At 44.3% G+C, this 16,081-nt stretch carries 17 protein-coding genes; 3 read left to right on the top strand and 14 right to left on the bottom strand.

All coding sequences use genetic code 11. The annotated features are described in order from the left end of the window. From J6I68_RS06235 to tig, 9 genes are all read right to left on the bottom strand, one after another. On the bottom strand, positions 1-533 hold a 533-nt coding region (locus tag J6I68_RS06235), incomplete at its 3' end, for an MATE family efflux transporter (protein WP_292218593.1). A 15-nt stretch (positions 534-548) separates the two neighbouring features. Then, positions 549-1,175 carry a GDSL-type esterase/lipase family protein gene (locus J6I68_RS06230; protein WP_292218591.1) on the bottom strand — a complete coding sequence of 209 codons (627 nt, stop codon included), beginning with the start codon at positions 1,173-1,175 and terminating at the stop codon, positions 549-551. 65 nt (positions 1,176-1,240) lie between these two features. Next, a complete protein-coding gene (locus J6I68_RS06225; protein WP_292218589.1) occupies positions 1,241-2,029 on the bottom strand; it encodes a class I SAM-dependent methyltransferase in 789 nt (262 codons plus the stop codon). A gap of 49 nt (positions 2,030-2,078) precedes the next feature. Next, the gene (locus J6I68_RS06220) at positions 2,079-3,296 is read right to left on the bottom strand and encodes a PDDEXK nuclease domain-containing protein (RefSeq protein WP_292218585.1); all 1,218 of its coding nucleotides are present in this window, start codon (positions 3,294-3,296) and stop codon (positions 2,079-2,081) included. A gap of 61 nt (positions 3,297-3,357) precedes the next feature. Continuing rightward, positions 3,358-3,555 (bottom strand): helix-turn-helix domain-containing protein, encoded by a 198-nt coding sequence (locus tag J6I68_RS06215; RefSeq protein ID WP_292218583.1) that lies wholly within the window; start codon positions 3,553-3,555, stop codon positions 3,358-3,360. A 304-nt stretch (positions 3,556-3,859) separates the two neighbouring features. Further along, positions 3,860-5,410 carry a glutamine-hydrolyzing GMP synthase gene (guaA, locus tag J6I68_RS06210; RefSeq protein WP_292218582.1) on the bottom strand — a complete coding sequence of 517 codons (1,551 nt, stop codon included), beginning with the start codon at positions 5,408-5,410 and terminating at the stop codon, positions 3,860-3,862. Positions 5,411-5,428: 18 nt separating this feature from the next. Continuing rightward, positions 5,429-6,745: a C40 family peptidase gene (locus J6I68_RS06205; RefSeq protein WP_292218580.1), complete on the bottom strand. Its 1,317-nt coding sequence runs from the start codon at positions 6,743-6,745 to the stop codon at positions 5,429-5,431. A gap of 82 nt (positions 6,746-6,827) precedes the next feature. After that, positions 6,828-8,219 carry an asparagine--tRNA ligase gene (gene asnS, locus J6I68_RS06200; RefSeq protein ID WP_292218579.1) on the bottom strand — a complete coding sequence of 464 codons (1,392 nt, stop codon included), beginning with the start codon at positions 8,217-8,219 and terminating at the stop codon, positions 6,828-6,830. 27 nt (positions 8,220-8,246) lie between these two features. Continuing rightward, a complete protein-coding gene (tig, locus tag J6I68_RS06195; protein WP_292218577.1) occupies positions 8,247-9,479 on the bottom strand; it encodes a trigger factor in 1,233 nt (410 codons plus the stop codon). Between the two features lie 128 nt (positions 9,480-9,607). Here tig and J6I68_RS06190 point away from each other — a divergent pair, with 128 nt between their 5' ends. Continuing rightward, entirely contained in the window at positions 9,608-10,081 is a 474-nt protein-coding gene (locus J6I68_RS06190; RefSeq protein ID WP_292218575.1) for a hypothetical protein, read from the top strand. A gap of 28 nt (positions 10,082-10,109) precedes the next feature. Here the strand turns inward: J6I68_RS06190 and J6I68_RS06185 are convergent, their stop codons facing one another. Both J6I68_RS06185 and ispE read right to left on the bottom strand, forming a co-directional pair. Continuing rightward, entirely contained in the window at positions 10,110-10,556 is a 447-nt protein-coding gene (locus tag J6I68_RS06185) for a DUF1934 domain-containing protein (RefSeq protein ID WP_292218573.1), read from the bottom strand. 11 nt (positions 10,557-10,567) lie between these two features. Next, the gene (gene ispE, locus J6I68_RS06180; protein ID WP_292218571.1) at positions 10,568-11,440 is read right to left on the bottom strand and encodes a 4-(cytidine 5'-diphospho)-2-C-methyl-D-erythritol kinase; all 873 of its coding nucleotides are present in this window, start codon (positions 11,438-11,440) and stop codon (positions 10,568-10,570) included. Between the two features lie 236 nt (positions 11,441-11,676). Here ispE and J6I68_RS06175 point away from each other — a divergent pair, with 236 nt between their 5' ends. Then, on the top strand, positions 11,677-12,309 hold the full coding sequence (locus J6I68_RS06175; RefSeq protein WP_292218569.1) for a hypothetical protein: 633 nt from the start codon (positions 11,677-11,679) through the stop codon (positions 12,307-12,309). Positions 12,310-12,395: 86 nt separating this feature from the next. Here J6I68_RS06175 and J6I68_RS06170 read toward each other — a convergent pair whose 3' ends face one another. Genes J6I68_RS06170 through J6I68_RS06160 form a run of 3 tightly spaced genes read right to left on the bottom strand, consistent with a single transcriptional unit; the run spans position 12,396 to position 15,421 of the window. Beyond that, complete coding sequence (locus J6I68_RS06170; protein WP_292218566.1) at positions 12,396-13,298, bottom strand: dihydroorotate dehydrogenase; 903 nt, start codon at positions 13,296-13,298, stop codon at positions 12,396-12,398. Between the two features lie 21 nt (positions 13,299-13,319). After that, positions 13,320-14,120, bottom strand: a complete 801-nt coding sequence (locus J6I68_RS06165; protein WP_292218564.1) for a dihydroorotate dehydrogenase electron transfer subunit — start codon at positions 14,118-14,120, stop codon at positions 13,320-13,322. Positions 14,121-14,122: 2 nt separating this feature from the next. Beyond that, positions 14,123-15,421 carry a dihydroorotase gene (locus J6I68_RS06160; RefSeq protein WP_292218563.1) on the bottom strand — a complete coding sequence of 433 codons (1,299 nt, stop codon included), beginning with the start codon at positions 15,419-15,421 and terminating at the stop codon, positions 14,123-14,125. 136 nt (positions 15,422-15,557) lie between these two features. Between J6I68_RS06160 and J6I68_RS06155 the strand changes: the two genes are divergently transcribed. After that, positions 15,558-16,081: lysophospholipid acyltransferase family protein (locus J6I68_RS06155; RefSeq protein WP_292218561.1), on the top strand; the 524-nt coding region annotated here is incomplete at its 3' end.

Here is a 16,081-nt window from a genome sequence, read left to right as displayed (position 1 = left end):
TTGGCTGCTGCCCCCACCACAATTGTGGTCATTCCTATAACTGCATAGCCCTGGGCTGTTATAAAGGGATTCATTCCTGTGGAGATCATGGAAAAGATCGTTCCAAGCATGTAGATCCTAAGATAAGGAAGAGCATAGACCATGGCTGCCTCTGAAGTTCCAAAGGCTGCAAGGATTGGCCTTCCAAAGATCTCTCCCACAATGATAAGGATGATTCCAGTAACAATCAGTAAAAAGAACGAGGTGTTCTGGATCTCCCTCGCTCTTTCTTCATTCTTTTGTCCTCTTGCAATTGAAAATAATGGCGCTCCGCCACTCCCGAACATATTGGTAAATGCTGTAGTCAGGATCACTATAGGAAAACAAAGACCAACTGCACCAAGGGCTACTGTGCCTATATCCGGGATACGGGCTATGTATATTCTGTCAACGATGTTGTACAAAAGATTTATGATCTGGGCCACCAGCATTGGAAGGGCTGTAGCCAGAATGTTATTTAAGGTTTTTCCATTTTCAAAATCAACGCGTTTCATTTTATGTTTTTCTCTTTAAAAGATGTACTTACTCATATTATCAAAAATGATCTCGTAGGCCTTCGGCCACATGTGTATTCCGTCTGTAGAATACTCCTTACGGGTTTGCCCGTCAACTCCGGCAAGGCCGTCGTTAACGTTGATAAACTCATATCCCATCTCCTTTGCAAGGCTCTCTGCAATTGCGTTTGCTTTATCAAGTCTCTGAAGTCGAAGCTCTGCTGCCAGTGGTGCCTCAGGCCAGGCAACTACTTTTTTCGCAAGTTCTACGTTAACCGGATAATAGGCCATTACGTAGACTTTTGTTTTTGCCAGTCTTTCTTTTATCTGGGAAAGAACATTCCTGTAGTCAGCTTCAAATCCTTCTGCTGTCTCTTCAGGCCGGCTGATATCATTAGTTCCGATGTTGATAAATATCACTGATGGTTCAAGGTCAAAGATCTGCTCGTCCATGGACTCAAGAAGCTCAGGAATAGTATATCCGCTGATCCCTCTGTTATAAATTACAGTACTAAGGCCTCTGCTCATGAGGATCTCGTTTATCGGAAAATGCTCCATCAGTGATGAGCCCACAAAAAGGATCTGCCCTTTTTGGGCAAATGCATTTAACTGTCTGTATTTTTCAACCATGTATTCGTTCATATATGTCACTCCAGTTTGCAAATGTTTTTTATATTGTATTGTCATTTTCAACTGGTTACAATTTGTCACCAGTTGACTTTCTTCTTCCTTATATACCAGCTGTATCCATTGAATACAAGATGCCTTTCTCTCCCATCAAAGACCGATGTCAAGGATTCCATCATCCATTTCCTTATCTCATAAGCGCTGACTCTTCCGCTCTCTATCTGAGCATTAACATTGGACTGGATTAACATAAAATCCACGAACTTATCCAGGGTAAAAGAGTATTCCATGTCATATTCTGTCTGCTTTTCCATTACAAAGCCATTGACCAGATCAGCCTGAGTCCACTTATTCTCTTTTCTTGGTGGCTTAGGAAATCTTCCAAGATACTCATCCCGGTACCATCTAGTATAATCATCATTTCCTACCATTCTGTCTGTAATGCCAAAATCATAAATTACAACAAGCCCATTATCATCCAAAACTTCAGCCATATTACTCATGAATTTCTTTTCATCCACCCAGTTGATGCATCCTACTGCCGTTACAATATCATATTTTATATTTGGGATTCTTGTTTCTTCTGCTTTAGCAACATAAAAGGTGTAAGAAGGATCTGTGCCATAAATCTCTTCGCATACTTCAACCATTGATTCTGCTATATCTGTTCCTGTTACCCTGTCACATATGAGCCTTAGTGCCTTGGTTGAAAGACCTGCTCCACAGCCCACGTCAAGACCATTTTTGAACATAAAATCCTTCGGAAGACTGCAATCTTTCTTAATCTGTTCTATTACAGACTTATGAAGCCAGGGTCTTTTGGCATAACCCTGTGCTATCCTTTTAGAGTCAAATGCCTTATTATCCATCAATTTTTTCCTTTATCTCCACATCAATATTCTTTTCTACCATAATCAACTATTCTTTCTTGGCAAGCTGCATTTTGTATTCTTCTTCTGCCAAAGCAATCTGCCGCTGTATCTGCTCTGCTGTAGGAAGGTGCTCCTGTATCTCTCTGATTTTCACATTGTCATATGTTGCTACTCCCATAGGAGTGGTTATTCCCTGAAATGCGAGTTGTACCTCCGTGCGATCCATATCCTTGCAGATCAAAAGTCCGATTGTCGGATTATCGCTATCCCGCTTTATAAATTCGTTAACTGCATTCACATAGAAGTTGAGTTTACCCGCGAACTCAGGATCAAATGGCTTCACCTTAAGTTCCAAAACCACATAACATCGAAGGTAAATATGATAAAACAGCAGGTCGATTTTCCGGGTCTTTCCGGCAATAATAATTTCCTTCTGTCGTCCCACAAATGCCCAGCCCTCACCGAGCTCCAACAGGAATCGCGTCATACGCTGCTCTAACACACCTTCTAAAGCATCTTCATCAAAACCATCTGGAAGACTGACAAATCCAAAATCATAATTGCTTTTTAAGATTTCTTTCGCTAACGCACCTTGAATAGGAGGAAGTTTTTCTGCAAAATTGGTAATCGCCGCTCCCGATGTGTGGTATAAATCAGCCCGAATGCAATCATCCAGGGCACTACGACTAAGCCCTATTTCGATCGTACGACGGAGATAATAGAGAGCCTCATCTACTTCCTTACATTTCGTTATTATCAAACAATGATGCCCCCAAGGCACAAAACTAAATCCTGCGGGGAACGGAATTTCTGCAACAACTTGTTGCAGTTTTTGCCTGTCCGGCTTTTCATGTATTTCTGCAGCAACTTGTTGCAATTTTTCACTTTCAGTATTGATGAGCGAATTAAAGGTCTGAAGTATATCTGATACACCATCGTTTTCAGCATAGAATAGATACCATTTTTTCATATTCCACAAATTTCTTGCAGAAAAACCCTTCGCTTCCGGAAATTCCGCCTGAAGATCAAGACTGACTTGATTAACAATCCCCGTTCCCCATTTTTCCTCGGCTTTTCGAACAACTAAATCCCTTCCTAGTTGCCAGTTGAACAGTAGTTGTTCTGAATTCACTTTGACAGCAGCTTTAATCTGAGAATTTCGAAATCTTGATTTTAACTCATGTATCCATTCGATATATTCTTTATCCAGGCTCACATCCTGCGAAGTCACAAGCCCCCTTTTATTAGTCGTAGCTTTATCCATAACGATACTCCCATTGTTCTACGCGATGCAAATTGCTGTGAAATCATGACACCACAATCATTTATGAATCTGTATTCTCAAACTTCTCCTCAAGCTGCATAATATACGCCATCATTCTAACCAAGTATTCCGGAGGGGCACTTATACCCTGTTCCCATTGCTGAAGAGTTCTTACAGGGATTCCAAATTTTGCAGAAAACTTACTTTGCGATAGTCCAGTTTTCTTTCGTAATTCCTTTATTCTTGCTGAAATATCCATATTGTCATCTCCAATGCATTCTTATACTTTATCAAAGTATACAACTGTCTATATACGTTGTCAACGTATGCTTAGCTGTTTCCTTAGATATTCCACTCCTCTTATAGAAATCGCTAAAAAGCAGCGATTTCTATAAGCGTCTGTTGTCGCCAGATACTCTCCGTATCAATAAGCACACTGCTTCGCAGTGCTTACCCAAATAAAAAGACAGCACCCTTCATGCAAGCATGAGTTGCTGTCTTTATTATTTGGGCAGGTACTTCGTACCTGTGCTTATTGATACTTGTGAGTGCCTGGCTCGTTATCACTCCAGCTCCACAGTTCCTGGGGGCTTACTTGTAAGGTCGTACATTACGCGGTTTACGCCCTTTACTTCGTTGATGATGCGGCTCATGACCTTCTGGAGAACTGCAAACGGGATCTCGGAGGCCTCGGCTGTCATGAAGTCCACGGTCTCAACAGCACGGAGGACTACAGCGTAGTCGTAGGTTCTCTCATCACCCATAACGCCTACTGAGCGCATGTTGGAAAGAGCTGCGAAGTACTGGTCAGGGAGCTTGGAAAGGCCAGCTGCTGCAATCTCTTCTCTGTAGATAAAGTCGGCGTCCTGAACGATGCGGACCTTCTCTGCAGTAACCTCGCCAATGATACGGATTCCAAGACCTGGGCCAGGGAATGGCTGACGGTATACAAGATACTCTGGAAGGCCAAGTTCTAGCCCTGCCTTTCTTACTTCGTCCTTGAAAAGAGATCTTAAGGGCTCGATGATCTCTTTGAAATCAACATAGTCAGGAAGTCCGCCAACGTTGTGGTGGGACTTGATAACAGCAGATTCTCCGCCAAGACCTGACTCCACTACGTCTGGATAAATCGTACCCTGGGCAAGGAAGTCAACTGCGCCAATCTTTTTAGCTTCTTCCTCAAATACCCTTATGAACTCTTCGCCGATGATCTTACGCTTTCTCTCAGGCTCTTCAACGCCTGCCAGCTTAGCGTAATATCTTTCAGCTGCATTAACTCTTACAAAATTGATGTCGAAGTTTCCATTAGGGCCAAATACGCTCTCAACTTCATCGCCCTCGTTCTTACGAAGAAGACCGTGGTCTACAAATACGCAGGTGAGCTGCTTACCAATAGCCTTGGCAAGAAGGGCTGCAAGAACTGATGAGTCAACTCCGCCTGAAAGAGCAAGGAGGACTTTTCCATCTCCTACTCTGTCTTTTATCTCTTTGATGGTATTTTCAACGAAGGAATCCATTCTCCAGGTACCTGCAGTATCACAGATTTCCCTTACAAAGTTATGAAGGATCTCCTTGCCTTTTACAGTGTGAAGAACTTCCGGATGGAACTGGATGGCATAGAGCTTTTTGGCTTCATTGCACGCAGCTGCTACCGGACAGTCAGCTGTGTGGGCAATTATCTCAAAATCAGGAGCAACCTTGCTGATATAGTCAAAGTGGCTCATCCACACAATGGTCTTGTCCTCTACTCCTTTAAAGAGCTTGTCCTTGCTGCCATCAATGAAGGTCTCGGTCTTGCCATACTCCCTTACAGGAGCCTTCTCGACTTTTCCGCCAAGGATGTGCATCATGAGCTGAGCTCCGTAGCAAAGGCCAAGAACAGGGATTCCCAGTTCAAAGAGCTCTTTTGTATAGGATGGTGCGCCCTCTTCGTAGCAGGAGTTAGGGCCTCCTGTTAAGATGATACCCTTGGGGTTCATCTCCTTTATCTTGTCAATTGGTGTGCGATAGGAATAGATCTCGCAGTAGACGTTACATTCTCTCACGCGCCTTGCAACCAGCTGATTGTACTGGCCGCCAAAGTCGATGACTATGACCTTTTCTTCTGTAGCCATGGCTCCTCCTAAATTGAATTATAAAAATCTTCTGACACTGATAATGGATCTGTAAGTGGCTGGACTGTACTTGATACCAGTCTTCTGAGTGCTGGCATGTACGATCCTTCCTCCTCCTATATATATTCCAACATGTCCGCCGTAGTAAATAACATCTCCAGGCTGGGCATCTGAATATGACACTTCTCTGCCGTAGGACCCTTGTGCCCAGCTGGTTCTGGGAACTGAGATTCCAAAAGCTTTATATACTGACATTACGAAACCAGAGCAGTCTGCTCCGTCTGTAAGGCTTGTTCCACCTGCTACATATGGATTACCAACAAACTGACACGCATAGTTGGCAATATTCTGGCCAGTTGCACTTCCTGGTGCTGAGTATGACTTAGAGCTTGATGAGCCAGATGAACTCGATGAACCCGATGAAGTATAGCTTGATGAGGTGTAATCTCCGTCTGACTCTGCCTGAGCCTTGGCAGCTTCCTCCGCAGCCTCAGCATCTGCTGCCGCTTTTTTGGCTGCATCTACTTCCTTCTGCTTGGCCTCTATCTGCTTCTGAAGACTTGCAATGCTGGCCTGCTGACTCTTGACCTGAGCTGTGTAAACTGCAGCGTCCTGCTTGGCCTTGGCAAGCTTAACTTCATAGTCTGCATATGTTGCCTTGTATTGTGCAAGAAGCTCTTCCATATAGGCTTCTTCTTCCTCAAGCTCATACTGTGAAGCTTCAAGTTCTGACTTTTCTTCTTCAAGCTGCTGTCCAAGTTCTTCAGCTGCCTCCTTGGCTGCCACGAACTCCGCAAGCTTGATCCTATCGTACTCATACAGCTCTTCTACGTAGGATGCCTTGTTGAGGGCATCTGCATAGCTTGTAGCTGTTAAAAGAATCTGTACATAGGAGAAGTTACCCTTCTCGTACATGAACTTTACTCTCTGGACCATAGCTTCGTAAAGAGTCTCTTCCTGATACTTGGCTTCTTCGTACTTGGCATTGGTCTCTTCTATCTGCTGGGCCTTAAAGGCGATGTCTTCTTTTATAAGCTCGATATCGGTCATTAGACCAACGATCTCAGCCTGGGTCTCGTCAATAGCTTCCTGGGTTTCACCCATAGCTTCAGTGTTTTCACTTATCTGGCTGTTGGCCTGGTTGAGCTTACTCTGGCTGGCATTCTTCTGATTTTCAGCAGCCTTCTTTTGCTTGTCCAGAGCCTTCTTTTCATCCTCGAGCTTTTTTTGTGTTTCCTTGAGCTCCTCGCTGGTAGTAGCGTAGGAAGAAACTGGAGTGAGCATGAAAAAAGCAAGGGAAAGTATCACGGCAACGACAGAATAAATCTTTTTCATTCCAATACCCCCTTGCTTATTTTTAATATTAACAGGTTACTACATTTAGTATAGCATAATAGTTTTTATATCAAAATATAGATTAGAGCTCGCAATTACCAACAGTTCTTGGGAAGGACTCAACGTCTCTGATGTTGCCCATACCTGTAAGGTACATTACGCAACGCTCAAATCCAAGTCCAAATCCTGCATGGCGAACGCTTCCATATTTTCTGAGGTCAAGATAGAACTGGTAGTCCTCCTTCTTAAGTCCAAGCTCGTCCATACGCTTTTCAAGAATCTCAAGATCATCCTCTCTCTGGCTTCCGCCAACGATCTCACCGATTCCAGGAACAAGACAGTCAGCTGCTGCAACAGTCTTGCCATCCTCGTTGAGCTTCATATAGAATGCCTTGATCTCCTTTGGATAGTCTGTTACGAATACAGGCTTTTTGAAGATCTCCTCTGTAAGGTATCTCTCATGCTCAGTCTGGAGATCACATCCCCAGCTTACCTTGTAATCAAACTTGTCGTTGTGCTTTTCAAGAAGCTCAACAGCCTCAGTGTATGTAATTCTTCCAAAGTCGCTCTCAGCAACGTTCTTAAGTCTCTCGATTAGTCCCTTGTCGATGAACTCGTTAAAGAATGCCATCTCTTCTGGGCAGTGCTCTAAAACGTAGTTGATAACGTACTTGAGCATAGCCTCTGCCGTATCGCAGTCGTCCTTAAGATCTGCGAAGCACATCTCAGGCTCGATCATCCAGAACTCTGCAGCATGTCTTGTGGTGTTGGAGTTCTCAGCTCTGAATGTAGGTCCAAAGGTATAAACGTTCTTGAACGCGAATGCGTAAGTCTCAACGTTGAGCTGTCCGCTAACAGTTAAGTTAACTGGCTTGCCAAAGAAGTCCTTGGAATAATCAACTGCGCCTTCCTCAGTCTTTGGTACGTTGTTAAGGTCCATGGTTGTAACCTGGAACATCTCACCAGCACCCTCACAGTCACTTCCTGTGATAAGTGGAGTGTGAACATATACAAATCCTCTCTCCTGGAAGAAAGAGTGGATAGCAAAAGCAGCAACTGAACGAACTCTGAAAACTGCCTCGAAGGTGTTAGTCCTTGCACGGAGATGCGGAATTGTACGAAGGAACTCAAGGCTGTGTCTCTTGGGCTGAAGAGGGAAGTCAGGTGTTGAAGCACCCTCGATCTCAATGGTATCTGCCTGCATCTCAAAAGGCTGCTTAGCCTCAGGAGTAGCAACGATAGTTCCTGTAGCGATTATTGCTGCACCAACATTGAGCTTGGTGATATCTCCAAAGTTTGAAAGTGCATCAGTATAAACAACCTGAAGCGGTTTAAAATATGTTCCGTCATTTAAAACGATAAATCCTACAACCTTAGAATCACGGGAGTTTCTGATCCAGCCTCCAACTGTGACTTTCTTGCCAACGAAATCTTCCTGTTTTTCAAATAGCTCTCTGATATCTGTTAAATCCATAATATTGTCCCCTTCCAATATTTATGATCATTGTGGCTCGACAACCTGGGCATTCTCAACTATGAAGTCTGCAACCTTATCTGCCATGATCTGTTCTCTGTAGTCCTCAGAATCAAATGATTCCTTGTAAGCATCAATGGTCTCATAGCCCTGATAGAAGTATGTGTCATAATCCTTCTGCACATACTCATCTATAATATCCTCAGTGATCTCGATGTTTTCCTTGTTGGCTATAGCCTGAAGCACAAGACATCTCTTTCCCTGCTGATTGGCAATATCACTTAAGTAGTCCTTAGGCTCTCCTGAGAGACCATTTGACTGCATGATATTCTGTACATACTCTTCAACTGAAACCTCTACGCCATATGCTGCCTGAAGCTGCTGAACATAGCTCTCAACTGACTTGTAGATCATTACGAAATATCTGTTGTAAAGCTCTTCTGGAAGCTCTTCAACTGTGGCATTGTTTACAACAATCTCAACAGCTGCGTTTCTAACTTCATCATCATAAGACTCCTGAGCCTCATTCTCCAGGTCCTCTTTCATATGAGCCTTAAGCTCTTCAAGGTTTGTTACACCCTCAACTCCAAGGCTCTTAGCCCATTCATCTGATGGTTCCTCAGCAGGTGTCTTGATTGAGTTTACTGTTACTGTGAAGATAACATCCTTACCTGCAAGATCAGCACTTCCATAATCCTCTGGGAATTTGAGGTTTAAGTCTACTGTCTCACCAGTTTTAACTCCAACAAGTCCATCCTCAAAGCCGTCAATAAACTGCCCTGATCCAATAGCCAGATCATACCCTTGAGCTGTACCGCCCTGGAAAGCTTCCTTGGTGTCAGCGTACTTGCCTTCATAGTCGATATTGGCTGTATCGCCCTCTTCTATAGCTCTGTCTGTTACCTCGAGCATCTCAGGATTTGCTGAGTAGGTGCTGTTTAATGCATCCTCAACGTCCTGGTCAGTAACCTCTTTCTTTTTAGCCTCAACAGTAATGCCCTTGTAATCCCCAAGCTTAACAAGGCTGTCAACGTCCACATCAAGAAGTGATGTAGTCTTAAGGCCCTCAATGTCTATCTTTTCAGGTGCCTGTGTAAGCTCATTGTCTGTATTTACTGCTGTATCATCTGCAGATGCCTCTGTAGTTGATGCTTCTGCTGCTGGCTGAGTTTCAGTCTCTGTTGTGGCATTAGAACCGCAGGCTGTCACAAAGGTAACAGTTGCTGCTAACACCCCGTAAAACAAGTAATTTTTTTTCATAATAGTACTCCTTTAAACAATATTTTTTATACTACCACACTCTTCCTTCTTATTAAAGTATTTTATTGCCTAAAACCCCAAAGAATGGTAGAATATGTAATGCATTTCAAGTATTGGAGGATAGTATTTTGAGTACCGGATGGATTGTATTGATCGTATTGGCTGTCATCCTTATTGCAGCCATAGTTGCACTGATAATTCTTGGCAGAAGAGCTCAGAAAAAGCAGGCAGAGCAGCAAGAGCAGCTGGATGCCATGAAGCAGACTGTTACCATGCTGATCATCGACAAAAAGAGAATGAAGCTTAAGGACGCAGGTCTCCCTCAGGCAGTAATGGATCAGACCCCAAAGCTCCTTAGAGGCAGCAAGCTCCCTATCTTAAAGGTAAGAATTGGAAACAGAGTAATGAGTCTTATCTGCGATGAGAAGATCTTTGATTCAGTTCCAACCAAGAAGGAAGTTAAGGCTTCAGTAAGCGGCATCTACGTAACAGAGGTCAAGGGCCTTCACGGCAAGACCAAGGCTCCCGAGCAGAAAAAGAGCTTTTTCAAAAACCTTATTGCTAAGGCTCAGGAAAAAGCTGGAGCTAAGATGGTTAAATAACTTAATATCAAAAAGAACGCGGTGGCATTTATTTTGCCACCGCTTTTTTTATCTCTATCACTATCATGGATCTTGAGACCACGTCTCCGCCGATCTCCAGGTCATATTCTGCCACGACCTTTATCTCTTCGTCGTTTTTGTTGCTGTAGTCAAAATCTGTGGTCCTGACCTTCATCTGCATTGAACCATAGGGCGTGTTGTACTCTGTGTCATATTCAAGTTCATGGCCAAAATACAGCTTGGAGCTTGTAGCACCTTCTCTTATTACAGCCATCTTAAGCCCATCCGGTTCTATCTTTACCCTGTTGTGGACCTTCATGGACGCAGCTTCATCATGATGCTCATCATATTCCACAATTCTGCTTCCGTCTTCCAAAATCTCAAAGCTTCCTGTGGCGTTTTTCTCCACCTTCTCAGTGGGTTCGCCCTCTCTTACATGTATGCCTGTGACAAAAACCTCTACTTCTCTGCTCATATGGTTCACCTTCATACTTGTGTTGGATCAATAGGTTTTGTTAAAAAGAGCTGTGGTGCCAGTCCGCTTTTTTTAACTGCTTCAAATCCCTTCTTAGCCGTATTCTCATTGTCAAATACTGCAAACACTGTAGGTCCGCTGCCTGTCATGAATGCCTTTACTGCTCCGTTGTCCTCAAGGATCTTTTCTATGTCTTTGATGACCCGGTATTTTGCTGTAGTTACAGGCTCAAGAACGTTGTGGATCTCGTCGCACATTCTTTTGACATCGCCCTCAGAAATAGCTGCCTTCACGGCGTCGATGTCTGGGTGTCTTGTAATCTCTGTGCTGTCAAGCTCTGTGTATACCCATCCTGTGGAAACCATGATGTCTGGCTTAGCCACAACAAGGTGGTATTTCGCCTTACCATCTATCGGTGTCAGTACCTCTCCGATGCCCTCAGAAAGAGCTGTTCCGCCAACAATGCAGTATGGAATATCGGCTCCAAGTTTAACTGCAAGTTCGCATAACTCTTTATCAGAAAGCCCAAGCTCCCACAAGTCATTTAATGCCCTGTATGCTGCCGCACCATCTGTGCTGCCGCCAGCCATGCCCGCTGCCACTGGTATCCTTTTTACAAGTTCAATCTCTGCTCCGTATGTGACGCCATATTTTTCCTGGAGCTGTTTTGCCACCTTGCAGATAAGGTTGCTGTCATCAACTGGTATGGTATCGTCATTGGCCCTAAGGGTTATTTTGCCATCTGTTGTCCTTCTAAATGTCAGCGTGTCATATATATCAACGTTTTGCATTATCATCTTTACCAGATGATATCCGTCATCTCTTTTTCCAAGTACATCAAGCCCTAAATTGATCTTGGCGTAGGCTTTTTTCGTTATTTCCATGATCATACTCCGCTCTGCTTCTGACTTTTTGGGGCCTTAGAAGCCCTAAATTCCTGCTATATCTCATCTTCTCACCTTGGCAAATTCATTACAAGAAAAAAAATACAAAAAAATTGAAAAATTTTTGTTTAACCCCTAAAGTTTTTGAAAAAATAGCCGATACGAAGATTAGGTAAACTATAGTTTCGTTTCAAGCGCGGTACTTTAGGTAACCTTGCGCGGAAAAGGAGTTCTATATGGGCGTAAACGGAGTTACCGAGGTTACTAACAACATCGCGACGACCTATGCTTCCACCATCAATGCTCCCGCGGAGAGCAAGAAAAAAGATGATGAAGAAGTAAAGGTCAAAGCAGAAGCGGCAGCGGTCTATGAAAAATCCGATGAGAAAGAGGCCGAAAAGCCTATAATCTCAAACAAGGAGACCGACAGGACCAAGATCATCCAGCAGCTGAAGGCAGATGACGCGCTTCGCCAGCAACAGCTTTTGGACATAGTCCACAAGATGATGGGCAAGCAGGTCAAAGCTTATGGCATTGCCAATTCAGACAGTGATGATGAATCTATCTGGAGATTCCTTGCAAAAGGTGATTTTACAGTAGATGCTGCAACCAAAGCACAGGCGCAGGAAGACATATCAGAAGACGGCTACTGGGGCGTTAAGCAGACCTCCGAGCGTATTCTTGATTTTGCCAAAGCGCTTGCAGGAGACGATCCTGATAAGCTTGAGCAGATGAGATCTGCATTTGAGAAGGGCTACAAACAGGCTGAAAAGACCTGGGGCGGAGAACTTCCAGAGATCTCTAAAAACACCTTCGACGCTGTAATGAAGGGATTTGATCAGCTTACAGGAAAGGATCAAGTAGAGTAACTGTTGCTAGTAACGAAAAGAGGAAGAACCGTCAAAAGTTCTTCCTCTTTTTTTGTTTAGAGTTGTTTACCAAAAAATGTCCTTCTTTAGACAATCCCTCTGATCTCACCTATATCCCCAATGCCCTGCTCTGTCATGTAGCGCTCAATGCCTTCTACTATCTCTGCGGTAGCATAAGGGTTGTGGAAGTTGGCTGCTCCTACAGCTATTGCTGTTGCGCCTGCCATTATGAACTCTACGGCGTCCTCATAGTTTGAAATACCACCCATTCCGATAACCGGGATCTTAACTGCATGGGAAGCTTCATAAACCATGCGGACTGCCACAGGCTTTATAGCTGGTCCCGACATTCCACCGGTTCTGTTGGCCAGGACAAATTTCTTTTTATAGATATCTATCTTCATTCCGGTTATGGTGTTGATCAGGGATATTGCATCTGCACCTGCCGCCTCTGCAGCCTTAGCCATTTCAGAAATGCTGGTAACATTGGGGCTGAGCTTCATGATGACCGGCTGTTTTGCCTTTTCCTTGATCTTCTTTGTAATATCGAAAAGGGCGTCCGCCTTCTGGCCAAAAGCAATAGCTCCCTCTTTTACATTGGGACAGGATACATTTATCTCAAGCATATCAACTCTCTTTTCATCAGAGAGCCTCTCTACAACCTCAAGATAATCTTCCACTGTCTTACCACATACGTTAACAATTACCTTGGTGTCAAATCCTTCCAGGAATTTAAGGTCTCTTTTTGCAAACACCTCAACTCCGGGGTTCTGAAGGCCGATGGCATTTAGCATTCCGCCGTAAACTTCTGCAACTCTTGGCACGGGATTACCTTCCCATGGGATATTAGCTACGCCCTTTGTAACCACCGCTCCGAGCCTGTTAAGATCCACAAAGTCAGAGTATTCCATTCCTGAACCAAAAGTTCCGGAAGCTGTCATTACCGGATTCTTTAATTTTACCCCTGCTATTTCAACTGATGTATTCATACTTAAGTTCCACCTTCCATCTCACATATCCAGATCATCTGCATCAAAAACCGGACCGTCAGTACAGATCCTTGCATTTTTGACGTGGGAGTGCTCATCCACCTCTTTGGTTTTGCAGACGCATCCAAGGCAGGCTCCAACTCCGCAGGCCATCCTCTCCTCAAGAGACAGATATGCCTTGATGCCCTTTTCCTGAGCGTAGGCCTTGATGCCCCTTAGCATTGGCATAGGTCCACAGGCAAAGATCACATCGCAGGGAACATCCTGCTCCTTCATGGCATCAATGACATTTCCCTTGGTTCCCAGGCTCCCATCTTCAGTTGCCACATATACTTCTGCAAAATTTGTAAATTCATCATCAAGGAAGGTGTCGCTGTTTCTGTAGCCCATCACTGCACTGATTTTGGCAGGCGCCTTGCTCCCCTGTGCCTTTGACAGGCGCTTTGCTGTCTCAAGAAGTGGAGGAACTCCGATTCCGCCTCCGATGACAACAGCTCTTTTCCCTGCTGCCTTATCAAGTGGAAAGCCATTTCCTAAAGGTCCCAGCACCATCATATAATCTCCTGGCTGATACAGCGCAAACTCCGCTGTTCCTGAGCCCACTACCCTGTACACCAGCCTTATGGCGCTGCCATTTGTATCCACCTCGCAGATACTGATGGGTCTTGGAAGGAGCGTTGCTTTATTAAGCGGAAACACTCCGACAAACTGGCCTGGAACAACGTCCTTGGCAAAAGGAACCTGAAGCCACAGGTCATAGATCCCCTCAGATAAAAGCTCCTGGCTTAATACTTTTGCCTCGCATTTCATTTTCCCTGACATACTTATTTCTCCTCTTTTGCCTGATAAACAATCTTGCCCTTGCAGATTGTGTCATATACTTTTCCAGGAAGTGACTGCCCTAGGAACGGGGTGTTTGTAGCCTTTGAAAAAGAGCTGTCAAACTTCCACTGGTCTTTTTCCCCAAATACCACCAGGTCTGCAGGGCCTCCCACAAAGATCCTTCCAGCAGGAAGCTCATAGATCCTTGCTGCCCTCAAAGACAATCTTTCTATCAGGGTCATAAGGGTCATGTATCCTGGTTTTACCAGCTCTCTTATCCCAAGGGAAAGAGCTGTCTCAAGTCCTGTTATGCCGCTTGGCGCTTCTGTTAATGGTTTTTCCTTTTCCTCCTTGGAATGAGGCGCATGGTCTGTTGCAATAACATCAATGCTTCCATCCCTAAGGCCCTCAATGATGGCCTTCCTGTCACTCTCCAAGCGAAGCGGCGGATTCATCTTGGCGTTGGTGCCATGCTCAAGTACAGCCTCGTCAGTAAGTGTAAAGTGATGGGGCGTAGCCTCTGCGAAGATGCTCAGGCCCTCTTTTTTTGCACGCCTTATCCTGTCCACTGCTTCCTTGGTACTGATATGCTGAACCGTAAGCTTTGCCCCGGTTTTTCTGGCGATCTCGATATCTCTTTTCACCATGGAGATCTCAGCATCCCTTGGAGATCCCTCAATTCCCAGTTTCTTGGATACCTTTCCGTGGTTGATTCCATTGTCTGTAATAAAGGCAGGGTCCTCCTCGTGAAGGCTTATGACCTTATTAAGGGAAGCTGCCTTTTTGCAAGCTTCTTCCATTATCTTTTCATCAGTTATGGGTTTGCCATCATCGGTGAAAAGAACTGCTCCTGCCTGAATGAGTTCCTCCATGGGAGTTAGCTCTTTTCCTGCCATATCCATAGTGACATTGGCGCAGGTATAGACGTTGAGGCCAGTCTTTTTCCCTCTTTCAAGGACATCCTTGATAGTTTCCACATTGTCCATGTGGGGGTTTGTATTGCCCATCATGATGACGCTGGTAAAACCGCCTCTTGCAGCAGCCTTAGCACCGCTCTCAATATCTTCCTTGTATGTAAATCCCGGATCTCTGAAATGAACATGAGGGTCCACAAGGCCCGGAGCTACTGTCCTGCCCCTTGCATCGATGACTGTCACATCCTTGCCCTTAAGGAGCTCAGCAACTTCCCTGCTGCCCTCCACATATATCCCGGCTATTATTTCTCCATCAATAACTATGTCCCTTACGCCCTCAGTTTTTGACGCAGGATCTATCATGTAACCGTTCTTTACTATAAGCATAGCTTTCTCCTTGTCCCTACCGTATCTCATTGTATCAATCTTTTCAGTAAGGTGCTATTACATCTTTCAATTTTTTCCCAATCATGAGAAAATAGACAAGGAATTTAGAAACAACAATGAATCGAGGCGCTTAAATATGATACGTTTGATACTTGCAGTAGCATTTGTTGCTATATTTCTGATAATATCCATTCCGATACAGCTCGTTCTCTGGATCATCTCGAGGTTCAACGAGCCTTTTAAAAAGAGGGCTTCCCTTGCCATCGTAAGCTGGGCCTTCAACGTTGTAATATTTATCTGCGGTGTGAAAAGAACTGTCATCGGCGAAGAGAATGTTCCGAAGGACCAGGCTGTACTCTACGTAGGTAACCACCGAAGCATCTTTGATATAGTCCTGTGCTATCCAAGGGTTCCAAATCCTACTGGCTTTATTTCCAAGAAGGAAGTCCTTAAGGTACCGCTTCTCAATGTCTGGATGATCTTTATGGATTGTCTGTTCCTTGACAGAAAAGATATCAGAAAGGGCCTTGAGATGGTCCTTACAGCCATAGAAAAAGTAAAAAATGGAATCTCGATCTTTATTTATCCTGAAGGAACAAGAAACAAAACTGACAAGCCTCTTGGCGATTTCAAAAAAGGAAGCTTTAAGATTGCCCAGAA

Source organism: Butyrivibrio sp. (assembly GCF_017940685.1).
Taxonomy (GTDB): Bacteria; Bacillota; Clostridia; order Lachnospirales; family Lachnospiraceae; genus Butyrivibrio.
Note: the sequence above shows the minus strand (reverse complement) of the source record. Positions and strands in the feature narration are given on the sequence as shown.